This window comes from Streptomyces sp. BHT-5-2 (assembly GCF_019774615.1).
Lineage (GTDB): Bacteria > Actinomycetota > Actinomycetes > Streptomycetales > Streptomycetaceae > Streptomyces.
Window position 1 is genome coordinate 867,849 of sequence record NZ_CP081497.1, and the last position, 20,292, is coordinate 888,140.

18 protein-coding genes are annotated in these 20,292 nt (G+C 71.4%); 13 read left to right on the plus strand and 5 right to left on the minus strand.

Annotated features, from left to right (window positions below; translation table 11 throughout):
• Positions 1–4 precede the first annotated feature (4 nt).
• The 7 genes from K2224_RS31780 (at position 5) to K2224_RS31810 (ending at position 7,928) form a co-directional block, all read left to right on the plus strand.
• Complete coding sequence (locus tag K2224_RS31780) at positions 5–1,030, plus strand: 3-oxoacyl-ACP synthase III family protein (RefSeq protein WP_260693594.1); 1,026 nt, start codon at positions 5–7, stop codon at positions 1,028–1,030.
• A 14-nt stretch (positions 1,031–1,044) separates the two neighbouring features.
• On the plus strand, positions 1,045–1,983 hold the full coding sequence (locus K2224_RS31785) for an alpha/beta fold hydrolase (RefSeq protein WP_221910637.1): 939 nt from the start codon (positions 1,045–1,047) through the stop codon (positions 1,981–1,983).
• On the plus strand, positions 1,980–3,581 hold the full coding sequence (locus tag K2224_RS31790) for an AMP-binding protein (protein WP_221910638.1): 1,602 nt from the start codon (positions 1,980–1,982) through the stop codon (positions 3,579–3,581). The genes K2224_RS31785 and K2224_RS31790 overlap by 4 nt, the downstream gene beginning before the upstream one ends.
• Positions 3,578–4,597 carry an NAD-dependent epimerase/dehydratase family protein gene (locus K2224_RS31795; protein ID WP_221910639.1) on the plus strand — a complete coding sequence of 340 codons (1,020 nt, stop codon included), beginning with the start codon at positions 3,578–3,580 and terminating at the stop codon, positions 4,595–4,597. Before K2224_RS31790 ends, K2224_RS31795 begins: the two co-directional genes overlap by 4 nt.
• Positions 4,598–4,717: 120 nt before the next feature.
• Positions 4,718–5,881 carry a hypothetical protein gene (locus tag K2224_RS31800; RefSeq protein WP_221910640.1) on the plus strand — a complete coding sequence of 388 codons (1,164 nt, stop codon included), beginning with the start codon at positions 4,718–4,720 and terminating at the stop codon, positions 5,879–5,881.
• 560 nt (positions 5,882–6,441) lie between these two features.
• The gene (locus K2224_RS31805; RefSeq protein WP_221910641.1) at positions 6,442–7,311 is read left to right on the plus strand and encodes an alpha/beta hydrolase; all 870 of its coding nucleotides are present in this window, start codon (positions 6,442–6,444) and stop codon (positions 7,309–7,311) included.
• Between the two features lie 65 nt (positions 7,312–7,376).
• Positions 7,377–7,928: an N-acetyltransferase gene (locus K2224_RS31810; RefSeq protein WP_221910642.1), complete on the plus strand. Its 552-nt coding sequence runs from the start codon at positions 7,377–7,379 to the stop codon at positions 7,926–7,928.
• 78 nt (positions 7,929–8,006) lie between these two features.
• On the opposite strand, the gene K2224_RS31815 is transcribed toward K2224_RS31810, so the two are convergent.
• A complete protein-coding gene (locus K2224_RS31815; RefSeq protein ID WP_221910643.1) occupies positions 8,007–8,759 on the minus strand; it encodes a type 1 glutamine amidotransferase in 753 nt (250 codons plus the stop codon).
• Positions 8,760–8,844: 85 nt separating this feature from the next.
• On the minus strand, positions 8,845–10,305 hold the full coding sequence (locus tag K2224_RS31820) for an MFS transporter (RefSeq protein WP_221910644.1): 1,461 nt from the start codon (positions 10,303–10,305) through the stop codon (positions 8,845–8,847).
• Between the two features lie 208 nt (positions 10,306–10,513).
• On the opposite strand from K2224_RS31820, the gene K2224_RS31825 reads away from it, so the two are divergent.
• The gene (locus K2224_RS31825) at positions 10,514–11,452 is read left to right on the plus strand and encodes a LysR family transcriptional regulator (protein ID WP_221910645.1); all 939 of its coding nucleotides are present in this window, start codon (positions 10,514–10,516) and stop codon (positions 11,450–11,452) included.
• Between the two features lie 170 nt (positions 11,453–11,622).
• Complete coding sequence (locus tag K2224_RS31830; RefSeq protein WP_221910646.1) at positions 11,623–11,934, plus strand: hypothetical protein; 312 nt, start codon at positions 11,623–11,625, stop codon at positions 11,932–11,934.
• A gap of 111 nt (positions 11,935–12,045) precedes the next feature.
• On the opposite strand, the gene K2224_RS31835 is transcribed toward K2224_RS31830, so the two are convergent.
• Positions 12,046–13,536, minus strand: a complete 1,491-nt coding sequence (locus K2224_RS31835) for an MFS transporter (RefSeq protein WP_399021264.1) — start codon at positions 13,534–13,536, stop codon at positions 12,046–12,048.
• A 306-nt stretch (positions 13,537–13,842) separates the two neighbouring features.
• On the opposite strand from K2224_RS31835, the gene K2224_RS31840 reads away from it, so the two are divergent.
• The 3 genes from K2224_RS31840 (at position 13,843) to K2224_RS31850 (ending at position 16,341) form a co-directional block, all read left to right on the plus strand.
• Positions 13,843–14,448, plus strand: a complete 606-nt coding sequence (locus K2224_RS31840) for a chloramphenicol phosphotransferase CPT family protein (protein ID WP_221910648.1) — start codon at positions 13,843–13,845, stop codon at positions 14,446–14,448.
• An 85-nt stretch (positions 14,449–14,533) separates the two neighbouring features.
• Entirely contained in the window at positions 14,534–15,718 is a 1,185-nt protein-coding gene (locus K2224_RS31845; RefSeq protein WP_260693596.1) for an NAD(P)/FAD-dependent oxidoreductase, read from the plus strand.
• A gap of 149 nt (positions 15,719–15,867) precedes the next feature.
• Positions 15,868–16,341 (plus strand): flavodoxin family protein, encoded by a 474-nt coding sequence (locus K2224_RS31850; protein ID WP_221910650.1) that lies wholly within the window; start codon positions 15,868–15,870, stop codon positions 16,339–16,341.
• 152 nt (positions 16,342–16,493) lie between these two features.
• On the opposite strand, the gene K2224_RS31855 is transcribed toward K2224_RS31850, so the two are convergent.
• Entirely contained in the window at positions 16,494–17,684 is a 1,191-nt protein-coding gene (locus K2224_RS31855) for a helix-turn-helix domain-containing protein (RefSeq protein ID WP_221910651.1), read from the minus strand.
• 177 nt (positions 17,685–17,861) lie between these two features.
• Between K2224_RS31855 and K2224_RS31860 the strand changes: the two genes are divergently transcribed.
• Positions 17,862–18,833 carry an SGNH/GDSL hydrolase family protein gene (locus tag K2224_RS31860; RefSeq protein ID WP_260693597.1) on the plus strand — a complete coding sequence of 324 codons (972 nt, stop codon included), beginning with the start codon at positions 17,862–17,864 and terminating at the stop codon, positions 18,831–18,833.
• 123 nt (positions 18,834–18,956) lie between these two features.
• Here the strand turns inward: K2224_RS31860 and K2224_RS31865 are convergent, their stop codons facing one another.
• Positions 18,957–20,030 carry an alpha/beta hydrolase gene (locus tag K2224_RS31865; protein ID WP_221910652.1) on the minus strand — a complete coding sequence of 358 codons (1,074 nt, stop codon included), beginning with the start codon at positions 20,028–20,030 and terminating at the stop codon, positions 18,957–18,959.
• Positions 20,031–20,292: the final 262 nt, after the last annotated feature.

Genomic DNA, 20,292 nt, shown 5'->3' on the forward strand with positions numbered 1-20,292 from the left:
CGGTATGGAGCCGGATGCCCCGCGTGCCCGTCTGACGGCGATCGCCGCCCATCTGCCGTCCGGTTACCGGACGATGGAGGAGACCCGGGCGAGGATCGCCGCCTCCGGCGGGGCCTACGCACCGCCGCCCGGTCTGCTGGAAGACCTCACCGGCGTACGCGGCGTCCACGTGCGAGGCGAGGGCGTCCAGGCCTCCGACCTCGCCGTGACCGCTGCCGAGCAGGTGCTGGCGCAGTCCGGCATCGGGATCGGCGAAGTGGACCTGCTGCTGTTCGCCGCGACCTGCCAGGACCTCGTCGAGCCGGCCACCGCGCACATCGTGGCCGCCAAACTCGGCGCCACCTGCCCGGTCTTCGACATCAAGAACGCCTGCAACAGCGTGCTCAACGCGATGGAGACCGCCAACGCCTTCATCGCGACCGGTCGCTACCGCACCGTCCTGATCGCCTGCGGTGAGACCGCCACCGAGGTCACCCGTTGGCGCGTGCCCGATCACGACGCCCTGCTCCGGGCCATGCCCGGCTACACCGTCTCCGACGCCGGGGCCGCACTGCTGCTGACCGCGACCCCGGCCGAGGCCGACGGTCCGGGACTGCTCGCCATGGCCTTCGGCGGTGACTCCAGCGCCTGGCGGGCGTGCACCGTGGCTGGAGGGGGCTCGATGCACACCCGCTCCGTCGACGACGAGCACACCACCCTCCGCCTCGGCGGCAACCTCCTGCGCAACGAGCTCGACGCGCTGCCGTTCATCCTGGAACCCCACCCCGAGATGGCGGCCATCCGCGCGAGCGCGTTCATCGCCTTCCACCAGATCTCGATGCCCCAGTTCCACGACACCCGCGACAAGCTCCGTCTGCCCGCCGACCGCTGCCTGGCGACCGTCGCCGAACACGGCAACTGCGCCGCGGCCTCCCTGCCGCTGCAACTGGCCAGGGCACAGCAGTCGGACCGGATCGAACGGGGTGACACCGTCGGCCTGATCGGCCTGGCCAGCGGGACCAGCTTCGGTCTCGCCCTGATCCGGTTGTGAAGGCGGCGGACGCGATGGCACCACGACCCGCCGACCGGCCGCCGCCGATCGTGCCCCACCGACTGCTGCCCGGCTATCCGGCCCCAGACGACTGGTGGCGCGTCCCGGCGACCGGCCAGCACTACCTCGACGCCGGCGCGGGCGCCCCCGTACTCCTCCTCCACGGCAACCCGTCCTGGAGCTACGTCTGGCGACGCCTGCTGCCCGTGCTGTCCCCGCACGTCCGCTGCCTCGCCCCGGACCTCCCGGGACTGGGACTGTCCCCCCGTCCCGTGCCACCACCGAGCAACGCCGACCGCTATGCGGCCCAACTCGACTTTCTGGACTCCCTGTTCACCCACCTCGTCGATCACCGCCGCATCCCGCCCCGCGGCTGGACCTTCGTCATGCACGACTGGGGCGGGCCCCTCGGCATCGCCTGGGCCCTGCGCAACCCCGGCGTGGTCGACCGCCTGGTCGTCCTCAACACCATCGGCTTCCGCTGGCCGCCGGGATACCGGTTGCCGCTCTCCCTCAGGTCCATCAGGGGCGTGGCCGCCGTCGCCGCGCTCGCGCACCTCACCAACGCCTTCCCCCGAGCCGCCGTACGCGCCGGTGTCGTCCACCGGCTCCGCGTGGAGGTACGGCGCGCCTATCTGCTGCCGTACGCCCATCGCCGGGACCGCGGGGCCGTCGTGGAATTCGTCCGCAGCATCCCCCGCGACGACGACCCGGCCTGGCGGCTCCTGGAACCTCCCGAGGGCCGGAGCCGCCTGGCCCGACTCCCGGTCTTCGTCGGCTGGGGCATGCGCGACCCGGTCTTCACCCCACTCGTCCTGGACGAATGGACCCGCAGATTCCCCCAGGCCCGCGTCCACCGCTACGCCGACGCCGGCCACTACGTGATGGAGGACGCGGCCGACGAACTCGGCCGCGACATCCGCGACTTCCTCCTGGAGACGGCACGACGATGACCGAGGCAGGCTTCTTCTCCCAGGTGACACGGCGGGCCCAGGAGCGCTCCGACGCCACCGCGCTGGTCCGCGGACGCCGGGACGGCTCCGGCGAGGCGATCAGCTTCGCCCGACTGCTCGCCGGCTGCGACCGGACGGCCCGGGCACTGCGGACGGCCGGCGTCCGCCGCGGCCAGAAGGCGGTCACCATGACCCGGGACCCGTACGAACTCGTCACCGCCGTCTACGCGCTGCTGACCCTCGGCGCCGTACCGGTCCTGATCGAGCCGGGGCTGCCCCCCGCGCACCTGCGCGCCTGCCTGGACGAGGTCGCCCCGCAGGTCTTCGTCGGCGAGCCGCTCGCGCACCTGGCCCGCCGGGCCCTGGGATGGGGACGCCGGCACGTCACCACACCCCTGGTGACCGGCCCCGCCGTCCCCGGCCTGGGACGACGGTTGCCCACCGCGGTCCCGCAGTGCGACGGGCCGGCCCCGGAGGACGTCCGGGAACCCTCCGCCGACGACCTCGCCGTCATCGCGTTCACCTCCGGCTCGACCGGAGTGCCCAAGGGCGTGGAGTACCACTACGGCACGCTGACGGGACAGACCGAGGCCCTCGCCCCGGTGCTCGCCACGGAGCCGGGCGGGGTCCTGCTCGGCGGCTTCCTGCCCGTCGCCCTCCTCGGCCCGGCCCTCGGACTGACCACCGTCGCCCCGGCCGTCAACCACCTTGCCCCCGCCCGCACCCGCCCCGAGAGCATCCTCCGCCCCCTCCTGGAACACCGCGCCTCCGTCGTCGCCGCCGCACCCGCCGTGCTGGGCCTGCTGGCCGCCCACTGCGCCCGCCGCGGCCTGACCCTCCCCTCGGTCGACCGCGTCCTCTCCTTCGGCGCCCCGCTGCGCCCCGGCCTCGCGGACGCCCTGCACGCCGTGCTCCGCCCGGACGCCGAGGTGCTCAGCGTCTACGGCGCCACCGAGTGCCTGCCGGTCAGCGCCATCAGCGCCACCGAACTGCGTTCGCTCCGCACACCGGCACGGACCGTGCGCGCGGGGACGTGCCTGGGGCGTCCGGTGCCAGGCGTCCGGGTCCGGGTCCTCGAAGCCGACGCGGCCGGGGTCGGCGAGATCGCCGTCGCCGGCCGCAACGTCAGCCCCGCCTACCACGCCCGCCCGCAGGCCACCGCCGCCTCCCGCGTCACCGACGACTGCGGGTCGCTGCACCGCACCGGCGACCTGGGACGGCTCGACGACCGGGGACGCCTGTGGTTCCACGGCCGCAAGGCGCACCGTGTCACCGGACGAGGCTTCGCCCTGACGACCGAGAGCATCGAAGCGACGGCCGACACCGCAACGGGCGTGGCGCGCACCGCCCTGGTCGGCGTCGGCCCGACGGGCGGTCAATGCGCCGTCCTCTGCGCCGAGTTGACGGCGGGCAGGGTACGTGATCCCCGCGCCGCCACCGCCGCGCTGCGCTCGGCGCTCGCCGGGCACCCGGACGGGCACCACGTCGAACGGATCCTGATCCACCCAGGCTTTCCCACCGACATCCGTCACAACTCCAAGATCGACCGGGAACGGCTGGCCGACTGGGCCACCAAGCGACTGCGGAGGGCCCGATGACCGGCCCGGAGCGGGTCCTCGTCACGGGCGGTACGGGTTTCCTCGGCACCGAGATCTGCCGGCGCCTCATCGCCCGCGGCACCGAAACCCACTCCTTCAGCCGCCGCCCCAGCATGGCGCTGAGCCGCCTCGGGGTGCACCAGCACCGGGGCGATCTCGCCGACCCCGCGGCCGTCGCACGAGCGGTCGCCGGCTGCGACGCCGTCATCCACACGGCGGCCCTGGCCGGTGTGAGCGGCCCGGCGCGCCCGTACTGGCTCACCAACGTCTACGGGACCCGCAACGTCCTCAGACAGTGCCGCATCCACGCCGTCCGCACCCTCGTCCACACCTCGACGGCAAGTGTCGTCTTCCGTCCCGCCGGCCTGGAGTACGCCGACGAAACCACCCCGTACCCCACCCGTCACCTGGCCGCCTACCCCCGCACCAAGGCCCAGGCCGAACAACTCGTCCTGGCCGCCAACCGCCCCGCCCTGGCGACCTGTTCCCTCCGTCCCCACATCATCTGGGGGCCCGGCGACCCGCACTTCCTCCCGGCCCTGCGGCGCGCGGTCGTCGGCCGTCGCCTGGTCATGCCCGGCGACGGCTTCAACCTCGTCGACACCACGCACCTCCGCACCGCCGCCCACGCCCACCTCGTCGCGCTCGACCGCCTGCACGCCAGGCACTCGGCCGACGGCCAACCCGTCGCCGGGCGCGCCTACTTCATCGCCCAGGGCGAGCCCCGCCCCCTGCGTCTGATCGTCACCCTCCTCATGGCCGCCGCAGGTATCCCCGCCAGCTGGCTGTCCGCACCGGCCCGACTGGCCCGCGCCGCCGCCACGGCCCGCGAGACCGCCGCCCTCCTCACCGGCACCTCCGGTACCCGTGAACTGAGCCACTTCCTGATCGCCGAACTCACCAGCCCCCACTGGTTCAACCTCACCGCCGCCAGGCAGAACCTGGGCTTCTCCCCACCGATCTCCTTCGCCGAGGGACTGGGGCAGCTGCATGACGCGCTGCGGCCGCGCACCTGACGGCCGCGCCGCCACCGTCTACGCAAGTCGGCATGCGTCTGTGATCCTTATGTGATCGAACTCCCGTAATGTCCAACTGGTCATGAAGTTCATTGGATACACGACAAGTCGGGGGACCAGATGACATACCGGCGCGCAGCGATACCGGCGCTGGCCGGGGGGCTGTTGCTCTTGGCGCTTGTGTGGTGGGCGGGGGCGAGTGCGCATGCGCTGGACCTCCCGGGGGCCGCCAACGTCATCGGCATTCCGGCCGCCGGCGAGCTCAAGGGCTGGCTCGCCCCCTGGACGTACGGTTCCCCGGCCTCGGCCCAGTTGGGCAACGAGGCGTTCGGCGGAGCCGGGGGCACGGCCTCGACCGACGGTATGAACTACGCCGAGCTGTACACCACCGCGCAGCAGATTCGGTACGTCGCACTCTTTGTCTTCTTCGTGGTGGGGGCGCTGTTGCTGATCCGCCGGTTGGCGCCGGCCAAGGGCCGCACGACGGCCGCCCTCCTCGCCGTGTGGACCTGGGGTCTGGTGGCCGGGACGCTGGCGGTGACCGTCTCCGCGCCGTGGATGATCGCCTCGGGGGGAAACGGCAGTTACCGTCTTCTGCCCCAGTTGTCGAGCATCATCTCCACCGGGCGGGAAGTCGTGCTGGTGGCCGCGCTGGTCGCGGCGGTGGCGGCCGTACTGCTGGCCCGGATCATCGGCGCGGGGCCGGAGCGGGAGCAGAAGGTCGTTCCGGTGCGTGCGGCCCGTCTGGCCGCCACCGTCGGGACCGCGGTGATCGCACTGTCCCTGTTCGTCCTCTCGTACACGCCGGTCGCCGCCGCCATCCAGAGCATCTCCCCGCGCACCGGGTTGCTCTCCGAACCGGGCGACCTGCTGCGTCAGTGGCTGCTGCTCGGCGGCTGGGACTGGCCAGGAGGCGGAGCGCTCGTTGGTTGGCTCCTCGACCGCGCCGTCGATGTGCTGCTGCTCGTCGTGGTGTGGTGGTCGCTGCGGCGACTGCCCGGCCTCCTCACCCGCGCCACCGTCCCTGCGATGGCCATGGCCACGGTCTGCGCGACCGTCCTCGGGCTGCTGGTCGGCCAACTGCTGCGGATGCTGATCAACGGGGCGAGCCTGGGCGAAGACCCGCTGCGCCTGGTCTCCGGCTTCGGCATCGGTGCCCCGGCCGCCCTGACCTGCGGACTGGTGGCGGGCGTCGCGGCCGCGGTGACGCTGCGGACGGCCGGTGGACGTACGGTGCCCGCCGACGCCGCACCCTCCGCCCAGGACCACCCTGCCGGCTCCTGACCCACCGCACGGCCACCGTCCGAACGCGGCAGTGCCCCGGACCTGACTTCCGGCGTCGTCCGGGCGCTGCCGCACGGTGCTCCGATTCACCCCTCGGCTCAGCTCCACCACACGTGGAACGCGGTGGGAAGCTCCCTCAACGCACCCAAGGTTTCCGTCAGTTCGGGAGTCGACACGTCGATCGGCTGCCCCTCCACCAGTGGCACCGAGCTGTAGATCTTCTGTAGTGAGAAGCCCCAAGCTGCAACCCGATGGCGTGACGGTCCAGCCCGGAAATGCCTTCCAGGGCGCGACCACGGCGCCGCCGAAGCCCTGCGACGCACTCTGCTCCAATGGCTACCCATCAGGTCACTCCAGGGCCGGCATCGAGGGGTGAGGGAGGGGGCCGACGGCACGCGCGGAGTGGAGTAGCCGAGACTGGCCTGGGTATTGCTGATGATCTTTCGCCTAGTGCTGAGTAATGTGAGCACGTCGGGCGTCAGTCAATGGGTGCGCGATGCCCTTGGAATCGGCGACGGGCATGCGCTCGACGCCGTGGAGATCAGAAAGTGGGTAGGCAGATGCAACCGACGGTCGTTCTGGTTCACGGAGCCTTCGCGAACTCCTTCTCGTTCGCGCCGCTCCAGGCCGAACTCGGCCTGCTCGGGCACCGTTCGGTCGCCGTCGACCTGCCCGGCCACGGGTTCGGGGCGACCTACCTGCGCTCCTACCAGGCGCCGCAGGACCTCGAAGGGCTGGCCACCGAGCCGGGCTCGATCAAGGGCGTCACGCTTTCCGACAACGTCGCGCATCTGATCGGGATCCTGGAACGGGCCAAGCGGAACGGCCCGGTGATCCTTGTCTCGCACAGCCGCGGCGGCATCACGGCCACGGCCGCGGCCAACGCGCGACCGGACCTGATCGACCGCATCGTGTATGTGTCGGCCTGGTGCCCGGTCGACCTCGACGCCAACGGCTACTACGCCGAGCCGGAGATGGCCACGGTCGACGTCGCGGCCCTGGCTCCGGCGATGGCCGGCAACCCGGCCGAACTCGGCCTGCTCCGCACCAACTTCCGCACCGCGGATCCGGCCGTGCTCGCCGTGTTCAAGGCGGCCTTCCTCCACGACGGCACGGACGAGGAGTTCCTGACGTTCCTGAACACCTTCCAGCCCGATGAGAACCTGGACGCGGGCACCTCCGCCGACCGGGCGCAAGCCGCGACCTGGGGTCGGATTCCGAAGACCTTCGTCCGCCTGGCCGACGACACGAGCATGCCGCTCGCCCTTCAGGACAGGTTGATCCGCGAGGGCAACGCACTGACGCCGGACAACCCCTACGACGTCCGCACGTTGGCGGGCAGCCACCTGAAGTGGCTGGTCGACCCGGCGCCGACGGCCCGACTCCTGGGCGAACTCGTCGGGTTGCTGGACTCGCCTGCCGGGTCGTGATCGGGGGGAAGCTACCTGTCGAGGGCAGAGATCCGCGCCGCCGGGGGGGGCTGTAGTCTCCCGGTATGGCCGTTCGAGCTTTTGTCCCCGACACGTTCGTAGTGCCGCGGGACCTCACCGGTGCGGGCTTCCGCCTGGAGCCGTTGGGGCCGCAGCACAACGAAGCCGATCACGAGGCATGGATGTCGAGCATCGAGCACATCCGTGCCACCCCGGGCTTCCGGGACCGCGGCTGGCCGCCACCCGCCGGTATGAGTCCCGCGGACAATCTGCACGACCTGCAGCGCCATGCCGACGACTTCGCGAAGCGGGCCGGCTTCACGTACACGGTTCTCGACAACGACGATCAGGTGATCGGCTGCGTCTACATCTACCCGGCGCGCTCCGAGCAGCCGGATCAGCCGAATCAGCCGGATCAGCCGAATCAGCCGCATGGGTCGGAACAGTCGAACGGGTCGGAACAGCCGGCGCAGTCGGGACACGGGATCGCGGCGGTGCGTTCGTGGGTGCGGGCGGATCGGGCCGCACTGGACGGTCCGCTGCACGACGCCGTGGCTGCCTGGCTGTCGTCGCACTGGCCGTTCGAGGGGGTCCGCTACCGCACCGAGCGACTGTGAACCCCCTCCGAAGCCCAGGCCCCCTCCGAAGCTCAGGCCCCTGCCGTGGCCGGTCCCTTCGTCGACCAGGCGCCCGGTCTAGCGATCGGCGTGTGCCCGGAAGAGGGCCCGGAGGTGGGACAGACTCTGCTCGGCCAGCGGGCGCAGGGCCGGGGCCGCGGCTCGGGCATCGGCCCGTAGCGTGTCGACGGCCTGGGAACCGAGAGCTTCTGCCGCCTCGGCGGTGAAGGCGGCTTCACCGAGCCAGTCGTCGAGGAGGTCCGGGGTGACCTCCAGGTGGAACTGGAGGCCCCAGGCGACCGGCCCGGCCCGGAACGCCTGGCACTCGGTGGTGTCGGTACGGGCCAGTACGCGGGTGCCGGGGGCGGGAACGATGCGGTCGCCGTGCCAGTGGAGTACCGCGGGGGCGTCCGCCAGCGGGCCGACGACGGGATCGTCGCGGTCCACGTCGCGCAGCGGTGCCCAGCCGATCTCGCTGCTCCGACCGAGTTCGCTACCAGGCCGCACCGCCAATCCCTGGGCGCGGGCGAGAAGTTGGGCTCCCAGACACACGCCTAGCGTCGGCACTTCGTGCCGCAGCGCGTCGGCCAGGAGGTTCCGCTCCACCTTCAGGGCCGGATGGCCCGCCAGGTCGTCGGCGTTCATGGGTCCGCCCATCACGACCAGACCCGCCAGGTCGGAAACCGGAGGAAGGTCGTCGTCCGAGGCGGCCGGGAGGTCGATCAGGTTGCGGATTTCGACGTCGAGGCCACTGCCGTCCAACGCGTCGAGGATCATGCCGGGCTTCTCGACCTCGACGTGTTGCAGGATCAGGACGGTTCGTGCGGGCATGTAACGGTCTCCGGGGCAACCAGTGAGCGGGGTCAGGACTCCGACACCGTAACGTGGCAGGTCAGGAGGGTGCCTGGCGGGTCGGTCAGGCAGTGGGGCGGTGCCGGCGGGCCGGGAGGGCGGTCTCCGTGCGGGCGCCGTGGCGGCGCCAGACGAGTACCGTCACGGCGGCGAGGGCGACCAGGACGGCGACGGTGCGGTACCCGGCGGCCATGGCTTCGGTGAAACCTCTTACCACTGAGGCGTGTTGAATGGGAGTCAGGTGACTTGCGGCGGTCATCGCCTCCGCGGTCGAGTGCGTGCTGCGGGCGACGGTCGACGGCAGATGGGCGAGGAACTGGGTGGTGACGACGGTGGCGACGACGGCGATGCCGATGGCGCTGCCGATCTCCCGGGCGGTGCTGTTCAGCGCGGATCCCAGACCGCTTTGGGCCCCGGGCAGGGAGGCGACGATGCCGCCCGAGAGGGGTGGGGTGGCCAGTCCCATGCCGGTGGCCATGATCAACAGATCGAGCGCGTACAGCCGGTACGGCGTCGCGGAGGTCGCCAGGGAGAGCAGCGCCAACCCGGTCACGATCAGTACCATGCCGGTGGCCACCACCCGGTGCGTGCCCCACCGGGCGGCGAGCCGGGCGGCGCGGGGCGAGACCAGTTTCATGCACAGGCCCTGCGGAAGGACGGCCAGGCCCGCCTCCACGGCGCTGAAGCCCTTGGCGTAGTGCAGGTACTGGGCGTTGAGGAAGAAGAGGCTGAACATCCCGAGGAAGGCGGCCGCGACTCCCAGCGCGCCGGAGCCGATCGCAGGTCTGGCCAGCAGCCGCAGGTCGATCAGGGGGTGGTCGCTGCGCAGGGAGTGCCGGACGAACAGCACGCCGAAGACGACGGTCGCGGCGAACGCCGTCAGGACGGATGCCGATGTCCAGCCCAGTTCCCGGCCTTCGATCAGGCCGAAGAGCAGGGTGGTGAGGGTGGCGACCAGCAGCATGGTGCCTGGCACATCGGAGGGTGCCGAGTGGCGTTCGGTGGGCGGGACCCAGCGGCCGGCCAGCCCGGCGAGCACGGCGGCGGCCGGGACGAAGAGCGTGAAGAACACCGGCCAGGAGAAGAACTGCAGGGTGGTGCCGGCGAGGAGGTTGCCGACCATGCCGCCCAGTCCGGTCGCGCCGGACCAGGCCCCCACTGCCTTGCCGCGCTCGCCGGGCGGTGTCACCGCCAACGAGAGGGCGAGCGTGGCGGGCATGACCAGCGCCGCGCCCAGTCCCGCGACGGCCCGTCCGACGATCAGCATGGTGACGTTCGGGGAGAGCGCGCAGCCCAGGCAGCCGGCGGCGAACAGGACGAGACCGCCGATGAGGACCGGCTTTCGCCCCAGGCGGTCGCCCAACGCCCCCGCCGGGATGAGGAGTCCGGCGAAGACCAGCAGATAGCTGTCGACGATCCACACCAGCTGTGTCGCCGACGGGTGCAGGCCGCTCCCGGACAGCTGGGGAACGGCCAGATTGACGCCGGAGACCATTGCCTGGATCGCGATGACGGCGGCGTTCATGAGGCGCGGAACCGTTCGCCCGCGTGCCACGGGGCGTGGGGACCGGCCGGGCCGATGCTGCGAACGACCTTCGCCCGGACGATCCTCGGTGGCGACGTCACCTGCTGCTGCGCTGTCGACAGTCATGGTCCTTCCCTTCTCGAAAGGTGCGCCAACGACCGTAGGAACGAGCCCAGTTAACTTCAAATGCATGGGAGTGATACATAAAATGCATCCCGTGCATACGAAGCTGGATTTCAATCTGCTCGTCGCCCTAGACGTACTGCTGGAGGAGTGTTCGGTCACCGCGGCCGCCGACCGGCTGGCGATGTCCGAGCCGGCGATGAGCCGGACCCTGGGGCGGATACGCAAGGTCGTCGAAGACCCGGTCCTGGTGCGGGCAGGTCACACCATGCAGCCCACGCCCCGTGCGGTGGCCATGCGCAGCGAAGTGCGCGCACTGGTGCAACGCACCCGCGCGGTGCTCGCCCCGGCCGGCGAACCGGACCCCGGCTCGCTCACCCGCACCTTCACGATCTCCGCCAACGACGCCATGGTCACCTCCGTCGGAGACCACCTGCTCACCTGCGTCGAACAACAGGCGCCCAAGGTGACGTTGCGGTTCCTGGCCGAACCGCCGGGCGATCATGCCGGGCTGCGGGACGGCAGCATCGACCTCCAGATGGGAGTCCTGGGCCCGCTCGCCCCCGAGGTCCATACCGAACTCCTCGCCACCGACCACACCGTCATGGTCATGCGCCCCGACCACCCCTTGGCCGGGGGCGAACTCACCGCCGAGCGGGTGGCCGCCGCCAGGCACATCGTCACCTCCCGCCGTGGCCGGCTGAGCGGGCCGGTGGACGACGCCCTGGCCGTACGGGGACTGGGCCGCCACGCCGCAGTCGTCGCGCCGACGTTCGCCGCCACGCTGCTGATGCTGGCCAATCGGCACGATGTGGTCGGCCTCTTCCCCTGGCGTCAGTACCGCACCAATGTGCGCACCCTCGGCCTGGTCGCCAGGGAACTGCCCATGCCCCTGCCGCCGCTGCAACTGTCCATGGCCTGGCACCCACGCGACGACGCGGATCCGGCCCACCAGTGGCTGCGCTCCCGCATCCGCCACTCCGCCAAGGCAGTGCTGGAGCCCGAGGACGTTCCCATCGGCTGAGGCGCGCCCGCTCACTCGAACGCGTCGTTGCGGTCACGACACGTGGCCACCGGAGCCTGGGACAGCGGTGGGGTGACGGCTCATCAGGTGATTTGGCGCCTGGCACCGAAAACCATGGTCACAGGTGGACAGGCTTCCACTGTCACCGCTGACGACGAAGGGAAAACCAGGTGTTCAACTTCCATCCGTCTCGTATCGCCGCGGCCGCGGTACTCGCCGCGCTCCCCGCGGTGGGGCTCGCCGTAACGGCCGCCCCCGCCCACGCCGACGCGCCCAACCCCGTGCAGCAGCCCAAGGACGGCCATGATGACGACTCCATGGGGGGCATCGACGGCATGGGCGCGGTGGGCAACGGGCTCCTCGACCATGACCGCGGAGGCCAGGGTGACGACAAGGGCGGCAAGGGCGGTCACGGATCGATGATGGGCGGTCCCAAGGGGGACCAGGGCAGCCGCGGATCGATGATGGACGGCCTTGGCTGACGTGTTCGCCGGCTGATGTGCCGGTGCGCGCGAGGAACGCATGGAGCGGGACCGGGCCGGCCGACCGACCGGGCGTCGTCGGCCGGCCCTGCCGTACCCGCTGTCCCTCGACTACCGCCGCCCTTCGCTCACGTCCTCAACGCGGATTCCACGCGGACCTTCGGACGTGGAACCGTACGCGGACACCGACTCGGAGCGTGACCCGGATTCGGCGTTGGACCCGGATGCGGAGTTGGGTCCGGCCTTGGAGGCCGGCCCGGACTCGGGGCGTGGTTCGGTCCGTCGGGCGAGGCGGTCGGCGCGGAGCGCGGTGAGCGTACCGAGGGCGGAGACGGCGGCGAAGCCGAGCAGCAGGCAGCGCGCGGAGTCGACAGTCGACGGGCCGCCGAGGCTGACGAGGAGGCCGGCGACCGCCGCACCGCAGGCGGTCGACAGCGTGAGCACCGTCGCGATCGCCGCGGCGGCCTTCGCGCCTTCCTCCTTGTCCGGCGTGCCGGTCATCGCGGCAACGGACAGATGGGGCATGGCCAGTCCGATGCCCGCGCCGGCGAGCAGAAGAACGGGCAGCCATGCGAGGACCAGAGACCGTGGTGCGTCGTGGCGCTGCATCAGGGCGAGCACGGCCAGTCCGGTTGCCAGGAGGGCAGGACCGGCCACTCGTAGCCATCGGGCCGTCCGCTCCCTGCGTGCCGAGGAGCTCGCGATCTGACTTGACGACCAGCCGAGCGACAGTGCCGCTCCGAAGAATCCGGCGGTGATCGGCGGGAGTCCGCCCAGACGCTGGCCGAACAGGGGCAGGAAGGTCTCCACGGCAACGCCCGCCGCGAGGCACACGATGGTCGAGTAGACCCATCGCAACGCGGAGCCGGGCTGGTAGGTCGAGCGGGGCAGGACTCGGACGCGGCTGCGTTTCTCCGTCACCACGAAGACCAGGATCGAGGCGAGCGCCAGGCCGAGGAGCATCATCATCGTCGGGGTGTCGGAGACGATACCGGCGATGCTCACGGCACCTGCGGCACCGATGATCGGCAGCAGGGAACCAAGCGGGGTGCCTGCTTCTGCTCCCGTCCCGGTTCTGTCGCTGGTGGGGAGTACCCGGGGGACGAACGCACCCATCAGCACCGAGGTGAGGGCCAGGGCCACGAACGCCAGGCGCCAGGAGCCGAACTGGGCGAAGAGGCCGCCGAGCGCCGGGCCGACGAAGTTGCCGAGGCCGAACATGGCGGAGACCAACGCGCTGCCCCGTACCCATAGACGGCGTGGCAGTGCCGAGTAGATCAGGGTGAAGCCCAGTCCGGTCAGCAACCCCGCTCCCAGTCCCTGGCCGGCGCGGCCGACCAACAGCACCGGCATGTTCGGAGTGGCCGCGCAGACCACCGAGCCGAGCGCGAAGACACCGAAGCCGAGCAGGTAGGAGCCGATGTTGCCGCGACGGGAAAGGATTTGGTTCACGAGCATGGTCGCCACGACCTGGGCGGTCAGGAAAACCGTCATGTTCCAGGCGTAGAGGCGTTCACCGCCGATGTCGGCGACCGTCGTCGGCAGCAGACTCGCGGCCAGGTAGATGTTGACCGCGCCGATGAGCACGCCCCCGGCCAACACCGCGGCCGTGCCGGCATGGCTCCTCAGCTCCCGCCATGAGCCGACGCTTTGCCTGTCGACCCGTCCGCCGCCTTGTCCGTCCTCTCGCCCGTCGTCCTGCGCTGAGTGTTGTGTCTGGTCTTGCCTGTCGTCCACCTGTGTGCCTCGTTCCGGTCGCAGAGTTGCTTCGTGGAGACAGGCATCATGGCGGGGCGGGGCGCCCCGGTAATCCGGCAAATCGGACGTGATATGCGTCACTTGTGATGGTGGTTGGCGTGCTGCGCCCCGGCGGCCTGGGCGGGGCGGCGGGCATGTGATCATGCCGCCATGACATCTGGCCGGATCATCTTCCTCAACGGCACTTCCAGTTCAGGCAAGTCGAGCATCGCCCGGGAGCTCCTGGACATCCTGGACGATGGTGTCTACTTCCATATGGCGGTCGACGGATTCGGCGCGATGCGCACCCGGCGGGACCTGGACGGGGCGGAGCTCGACGCCGCGCTGCGACGGACCAGGATGGGCTTCCACCGTTCGATCGCGGCGATGGCCGAGGTGGGTAACGACATCGTCGTCGACCATGTGCTGAGCGAACCCTGGCGGCTGCTCGACTGCCTGACCGTGCTGCCGCCGGAGGAGGTGCTGTTCGTCGGTGTGCACTGTCCGCCGGACGAACTGGCCCGCCGTGAGCGGGCCCGGGGCGATCGTCCGCCGGGCCTTGCCGCGTACCAGTACGGCCTGGTGCACAGTCACGGCGACTACGACCTGGAGTGCGACACGGGCGCGGCCGGCCCGCGCGAATGTGCTCAGCAGATCAAGGAGTTCCTCCCGCACCTGCCCGCCCCCAACGCCTTCACCCGCCTGTGCCGACGCCTCCTGCCGGGCGGCGGGCCGGGCCCCGCCGAACCCACCGCACCCGCCGACGCCGTGATGTGACTGGCGTCACGTCGCCTCGCTGTCACAGTCGGGGCCGCTGCGGGGTCCTCAGGGCGTGAAGTCGTCGTTCGGTCAGGAGGCGGTCGTGTTGGCACGGGTAGTGGTGGTCGGCGCGGGATATGCGGGTGTGATGGCCGCGAATCGACTGGCGGCCGCGGGGCGGTCGCAGCTGCGCGTCACGATGGTCAATCCCCGCCCGGACTTCGTGGAACGCGTCCGGTTGCACGAGCACGCGGCGGGGGTGTCGAGTGCGGTACGGCCGTTGAGCGGGCTGCTGCACCGCGATGTGGGGCTGCGGGTGGCTACGGTGGACTCGATCGCCGAGCGGTCGGTGCAGCTCGATGACGGTGGTGCGCTCGACTTCGACTATCTGGTGTACGCGGTGGGCAGTACGGTCGGCCGTGGTCTGCCCGGAGCAGGGCATGCGTGGGGCGTTGCCGACCTCGACGGCGCCGAGGCGCTGCGCACGCGGCTGCGGTGTCTGTCCGCAGGGGCTCGCGTGGTGGTGATCGGCGGTGGACTCACCGGAATCGAGACGTCCGCCGAGATCGCCCGTCGGTACCCCGCGCTGCGGGTGGAGTTGGTTGCGCCGTCGGTTGCCGCCTGGCTGCCCGCGTCCAGCCGGTCGACCGTGGAGCGCAAGCTCGTGGCCGCCGGGGTGGTGCTGCGCACCGGACTGCGGGCCGTGGCCGTCCGCCCGGACGGGGTCGAGACGGACGCGGGCCGGCTGGCCAGTGACTGCACGGTGTGGGCCGGCTCGTTCGATGTGCCGGAGCTGGCGCGGCACAGTGGCCTTCCGGTGGCCTCCGATGGGCGTCTGCGCACCGATGAGGCCCTGGTGAGCGTGGGGAACCGGCGGATCGTGGGCGTCGGTGACGCCGTTGCACCGCCTCGGCAGGTCGGGGCTCATCTGCGGATGAGCTGCCAGGCAGCGCTGCCCATGGGCGCCCACGGTGCCGACACGGTGCTCGCGTTGATACGGGGCGAGCGACCGGCACCGCTGTCGATCGGCATGGTGGGGCAGGGCATCAGTCTGGGGCGGCGGGACGGGTTCGCCCAGGCCACGGATCGCGACGACACCCCTCGGGACTTCGCGCTGTCCGGGCGGGTGGCGGCGGTGGTCAAGGAGTGGGTGTGCCGTCTCACCGTCGGCTCGATGCGGTTCCCGCGCGCCTATCGATGGCTGTCGGGGCCGACCTCGAACGAATCGAGGGGGCCGGGGGAGTCGAGGGAGCCCGAGTCGGCTCCGGCCGCGGCCGTGTCCCGATGAGCGAAGTGCGTTCCGTTGGGAGAGGGAAGGCGAGATCATGACCCGACCCTGCCGGACCGGAACCGCACTGAACTCGCCCGGTGGATCACGCAAGTGGACCGCGTCGGTGGATCGCGCAAATGGATCGTGGAAGTGAAGGGAGCATCATCATGAAGGCCATCATCGTCTGCACGTCCGTGTCTCATGGCAACACCAGGAGGGTCGCCGACGTCATGGGGCAGGTGCTGGAGGCCCCGGTCGTCGCGCCGGAACAGGCCGATGCGGCGGAACTGGCCGCCTGCGACCTCGTGGGATTCGGCTCGGGCATCTTCCTGCAGAAGTTCCATCCGAACCTGAGCGAGTTCGTCCGGTCGCTCCCGAAGGGGGAGGGGCGCAGGGCGTTCGTCTTCGCCACCAGCGGGCTGCCCGAGCTGCCGTTCCGGCCCTTCACCCGCCCTCTGGTACGGAGTCTCAGGCAGAAGGGCTTCGAGGTGGACGACACCTTCTCGTGCCGGGCACGGGACACCTGGTTTCCGTTCAAGCTCGTCGGCGGGATCAACAACGGGCGACCCGACGCCACCGACCTGGCGGCGGCGCGCACCTTCGCCGAAGGGCTGCGTGCGCGGACCGGTACGGCGTCCTGACCGCGGTGGGCAGATGGGCAGACGGGCAGGGGCGACTGGGGCCGCCGGGCGTTCCGGCGGCCCCGGCCGGGCAACACTCCTCGAACTCCACCTCAGGGAGGGGTGTGTGGCGGGCGTGGCGATCAGCCCGGCCTGACTGCGCGCCGTGCCGTCTACTCGCCGGGCGTCAACCGTAAGGCGTGCAGCGCCACGGCCAGGTCGGCCACCGCACGGGGGTCGCGCAGCGAACGCCCCGTCAGGTCCTCCAGTCTGCGCAGCCGGTAGCGGACGGTGTTGCGGTGGCAGTACAGGAGTTCCGCCGCCCCGGCCGTCGAGCCGGCCGCCGCGAACCAGCAGTCCAGGGTCTCCAGCAGACGGTCCCGCTCGTCGGCAGGCAGCCGCAGTACGCCGTCGAGGGTGGACCTGGCGATCCGCCCGGCCTCGTCCGGAGCCGCGGCCACCAGCAGGGCGGCCGGACTGTTGTCGAAGCGGGCGATGCCTGTGGGCACACCGTGCATTCCGGTGAGGGCCAGGCGGGCCAGCCGAAGGGCCCTCGGGGTCTCCCGCAGGTCACGGAACGTCGGGCTGACGCCGACCCGCACGGTGAGCGCACGCTCCAGCACGCGCACCAACGCTTCCTCGGCCGCGGGCCGCTGGACGGCGACCACGCCGACATGCAGATCCGGCAGCAGACGCCAGGCGGACCGCAGCCGTTCGGTGAGCAGGCGGGCCTCGATCCCGGGCAGTGCCTCCCGGCCGGGGCCAGGCACCTCGGCGGCCACCACGACATACGGCCCACCGGTGGGCAGGCCGAGGACGTCGGCGGCCTCCCACAGGGTCGTCCGGTCGGTGAGCAGACCGGTGAACAGCGCCTCGACCAGGGCCGAACGCTCACGCTCGCGTTGCAGTACCAGTTCGGAGACCTCCTCGCGGTACGCATCCGTGGCCGATGCCGCGAGACCGCCGTTCACCCACCACGCGGCCAGCGACATGATGACCTCGGCGGTCAGGCCCTGGGCGGAGCGGGCCTCGGCGGCGATCGCCGACCACAACACCTCGGACCCGACGCGATAGGCATGCAGCAGCTCGGCCAACGGGGTCCCCTGGCGGGCCCGTTCGCGACCGGTCTCCTGCGCGGGCGCCATGTCCCCGGCACCGCCGTCGACGAGTTGTCGGAGCACATGCTCACAGTTGCGCCGGCACGATGCCGTCAACTCCTCGAAGGGAACGTGTTCGTCACCCCGGTAGTACGCGACCTCGGAACGTATGCGGCGGGCCATCCGTGCGCCCAGTTCCTCGCTGCGGGGCAGCAGCGAAGCCGCGAGGGGCGCGATCTCGGCGGGTGCGTCGGGCGTGCGGCTCATGTTCGCAGGTTACAAAGGGTCGGGCGGGGGAGGGGCGGATTGTGCCCTGTGACAACAGAGACCCATGTGGTGCTGTGCGTCGGAACATGGCCCGTACGGTGTTTGACCGCCACGATACGAGGACGTTACCGGCAGGTAGCGGAACTGTCCCCTCGTGCTGCCTCCCCAGGAGGAACCGTGCCCAGAGCCGCAACACCGCGCACCACAAGCACCACCACCAGCACCACAGTCAGCCCGGGCGCCGTCGCCGTGCGCGCCCCAGGCACCGGCAGGTACGCGTCCGTACTGACCGGTGCCGCCCTGCTCGCCGCCGCCCTCACCATGGCCACCACCCCCACCTCCGCACACGCCGCAACCCCGGTCCCAACCGGTACCGGCACATATGTGGCCCTCGGGGACTCCTACGCCGCCGGGGCCGGCGTTCCCGCCCAGTCGGCGGGACTGTGCCTGCGCTCCGACCACAACTACGGGCATCTCGTCGCCGCGGCCCTCTCCCCGTCCTCGTACGTGGACAAGACCTGCGCCGGCGCCAAGGTGAGCGCGCTGACCACGTCTCAGACCGACGTCGGGATCGTCGTCAACGGCCCTCAGCTCGATGCCGTCACACCCGACACCTCCCTGGTCACCCTCACCCTCGGCGGCAACGAACTCGGCACCTCCGACCTCGGCTTCGTCGACGTCGCGGTCGCCTGCTCGGGCCTCTCCCTCACCAACCCCTTCGGCTCGCCCTGCCACGACTTCTACGGCAACACGCTCAGCCGACGACTCGACTCGGCGGCGACCCGCCTGGCCGACGGCCTGCGCAAGCTGTCCGCCAAGGCCCCCAAGGCCAAGGTGGTGGTCGTGGGCTACCCGGCCGTGCTTCCCGACGATCCGAAGAAGTGCCTGGGCAAGATGCCCGTCACCACCGGTGACCTCCGCTTCCTGCGCTCCGTCCTCGGCGAGCTCAACGACAAGGTGGCCAGGACCGCCACCGCGGCGGGCGCCGCCTACGTCGACACCTTCGGCCCGACCAAGGGACACGACAGCTGTTCCACGTCGCCCTGGATCGAAGGTCTCCTGCCCACCTCACCCGCCGCGCCCCTGCACCCCAACGCCACCGGCGAACGTGCCATGTCGCAGGCGGTGTTGAGGGCTCTCGGCCACTGAGCCACCGCACGTACACCGCCCCGCCGGATCGGCTCCGGCGGGGCGGCGTGGTGGTGCCGAACCTGTGGCGGGGACGCTGCGGAACGGGCGTAGCCGCCGCTCCATCGGCTCTGCCGCGCGGACCTATCCGGTCGCCGGCCTGTTCCCGTGCCCGTTCCCCTGCCTGGTGCCCGCCTGGGCGAGCAGCCGCCGGAGCCAGCGCGTGCGGGCCTCACGCGCGTCCTGGCTGACGGCCGCATTCGGCGCCAATCCGTCGAAGCCGTGACAGGCACCGGGCCAGACATGCAACTCGGCCTGGCCGCCGGCCTGCCAGATCGCGTTCGCGTACGCCACGTCCTCGTCCCGGAACATCTCGGCCGACCCGACGTCGATATAGGCCGGGGGCAGCCCGGACAGGTCCGTGGCACGAGCCGGGGCCGCGTAGGACGGCAGGTCCGCGGCGCCGTAGCGGTCGCCCAACAGTGCCTGCCATGCCGTCGCGTTGGAGGTGAGGTCCCACACGCCCAGTCCCGTCATCTGATGACTGGAGAAGGTGCTGTCGCGGTCGTCGAGCATCGGGCACAGCAGCAGTTGCCCCAGCGCCCTCGGCCCCCCGCGGTCACGGGCCAACAGGGCCAGGGCCGCCGCGAGCCCACCCCCCGCGCTCTTTCCGCCGATGACGACGCGGTCCGCGTCGATGCCCAGTTCGGCCGCATGCTCGGCCGCCCAGACGAGCCCGGCGTAGCAGTCCTCCAGTGGCTCCGGATACTGCGCCTGCGGCGCCAACCGGTACTCGACCGAGATGACGGCCAGTCCCAGCGGAAGGGCCCACTCGCGAAGCATCCGCGGCAGCACGGACCAGGCGTTGCCCATGATCATGGCGCCGCCGTGCATGTAGTAGAGCAGCGGCAGTGGCCCGACGAGTCCGGCGGGGCGTGCGCTCACCAGCGTGACCTCCGGTCCGCCGCCCGGCGGCCCCGGTACGCGGTACTCCGTCACCTCGAACCGGCCGTCGGCACGCAACTGCTCGACCGTCGGCCTGGGCCGGCTCCGGGCGTCCCGCTCCTGCCGGACCGCCAGACCGTCCGGCGTGATCGGCGCCCTGGCTTCCTCCCCCAACGCCGCGAGCACGACGCCCAGTTCGGGATCGAACGGCGGCGGTGCCGCCCTCGATGCCGAGACCTGTTCGTCCTCCGACGACACGCGACGATCAGTCATGCCTCACCCCACCGTCCTGCGGCAGCCCACCGTCCGCCACCCACCCCGACACGCCTCGACCCCGCACCCGCTCACCCGCCCGGAGCGCGCTCGCCTGATTCTCATAGGCCGTAGCCAACCACATCACCAGCCACCACGACCGCCCGTCGACGAACCGCTGCGACCGGTCTGTCTGCCGCGCTCGCCGCACCGTTCCTGGCGAAGGTCGGCGTGACGATCGCCTCCGCCAGCGTCCCCGGTGGTGAGGTGACCGACCCTGATG

Excerpts from the sequence above, each read along its gene's own strand:
- K2224_RS31825 (WP_221910645.1), top strand. The coding sequence starts at position 10,514 with ATGCATCCCGTGCATACGAAGCTGGATTTCAATCTGCTCGTCGCCCTA.
- K2224_RS31785 (WP_221910637.1), top strand. The coding sequence starts at position 1,045 with ATGGCACCACGACCCGCCGACCGGCCGCCGCCGATCGTGCCCCACCGA.
- K2224_RS31865 (WP_221910652.1), bottom strand. The coding sequence starts at position 20,030 with ATGACTGATCGTCGCGTGTCGTCGGAGGACGAACAGGTCTCGGCATCG.
- K2224_RS31815 (WP_221910643.1), bottom strand. The coding sequence starts at position 8,759 with ATGCCCGCACGAACCGTCCTGATCCTGCAACACGTCGAGGTCGAGAAG.
- K2224_RS31820 (WP_221910644.1), bottom strand. The coding sequence starts at position 10,305 with ATGAACGCCGCCGTCATCGCGATCCAGGCAATGGTCTCCGGCGTCAAT.
- K2224_RS31840 (WP_221910648.1), top strand. The coding sequence starts at position 13,843 with ATGACATCTGGCCGGATCATCTTCCTCAACGGCACTTCCAGTTCAGGC.
- K2224_RS31795 (WP_221910639.1), top strand. The coding sequence starts at position 3,578 with ATGACCGGCCCGGAGCGGGTCCTCGTCACGGGCGGTACGGGTTTCCTC.
- K2224_RS31850 (WP_221910650.1), top strand. The coding sequence starts at position 15,868 with ATGAAGGCCATCATCGTCTGCACGTCCGTGTCTCATGGCAACACCAGG.
- K2224_RS31855 (WP_221910651.1), bottom strand. The coding sequence starts at position 17,684 with ATGAGCCGCACGCCCGACGCACCCGCCGAGATCGCGCCCCTCGCGGCT.
- K2224_RS31810 (WP_221910642.1), top strand. The coding sequence starts at position 7,377 with ATGGCCGTTCGAGCTTTTGTCCCCGACACGTTCGTAGTGCCGCGGGAC.
- K2224_RS31780 (WP_260693594.1), top strand. The coding sequence starts at position 5 with ATGGAGCCGGATGCCCCGCGTGCCCGTCTGACGGCGATCGCCGCCCAT.
- K2224_RS31790 (WP_221910638.1), top strand. The coding sequence starts at position 1,980 with ATGACCGAGGCAGGCTTCTTCTCCCAGGTGACACGGCGGGCCCAGGAG.
- K2224_RS31805 (WP_221910641.1), top strand. The coding sequence starts at position 6,442 with ATGCAACCGACGGTCGTTCTGGTTCACGGAGCCTTCGCGAACTCCTTC.
- K2224_RS31800 (WP_221910640.1), top strand. The coding sequence starts at position 4,718 with ATGACATACCGGCGCGCAGCGATACCGGCGCTGGCCGGGGGGCTGTTG.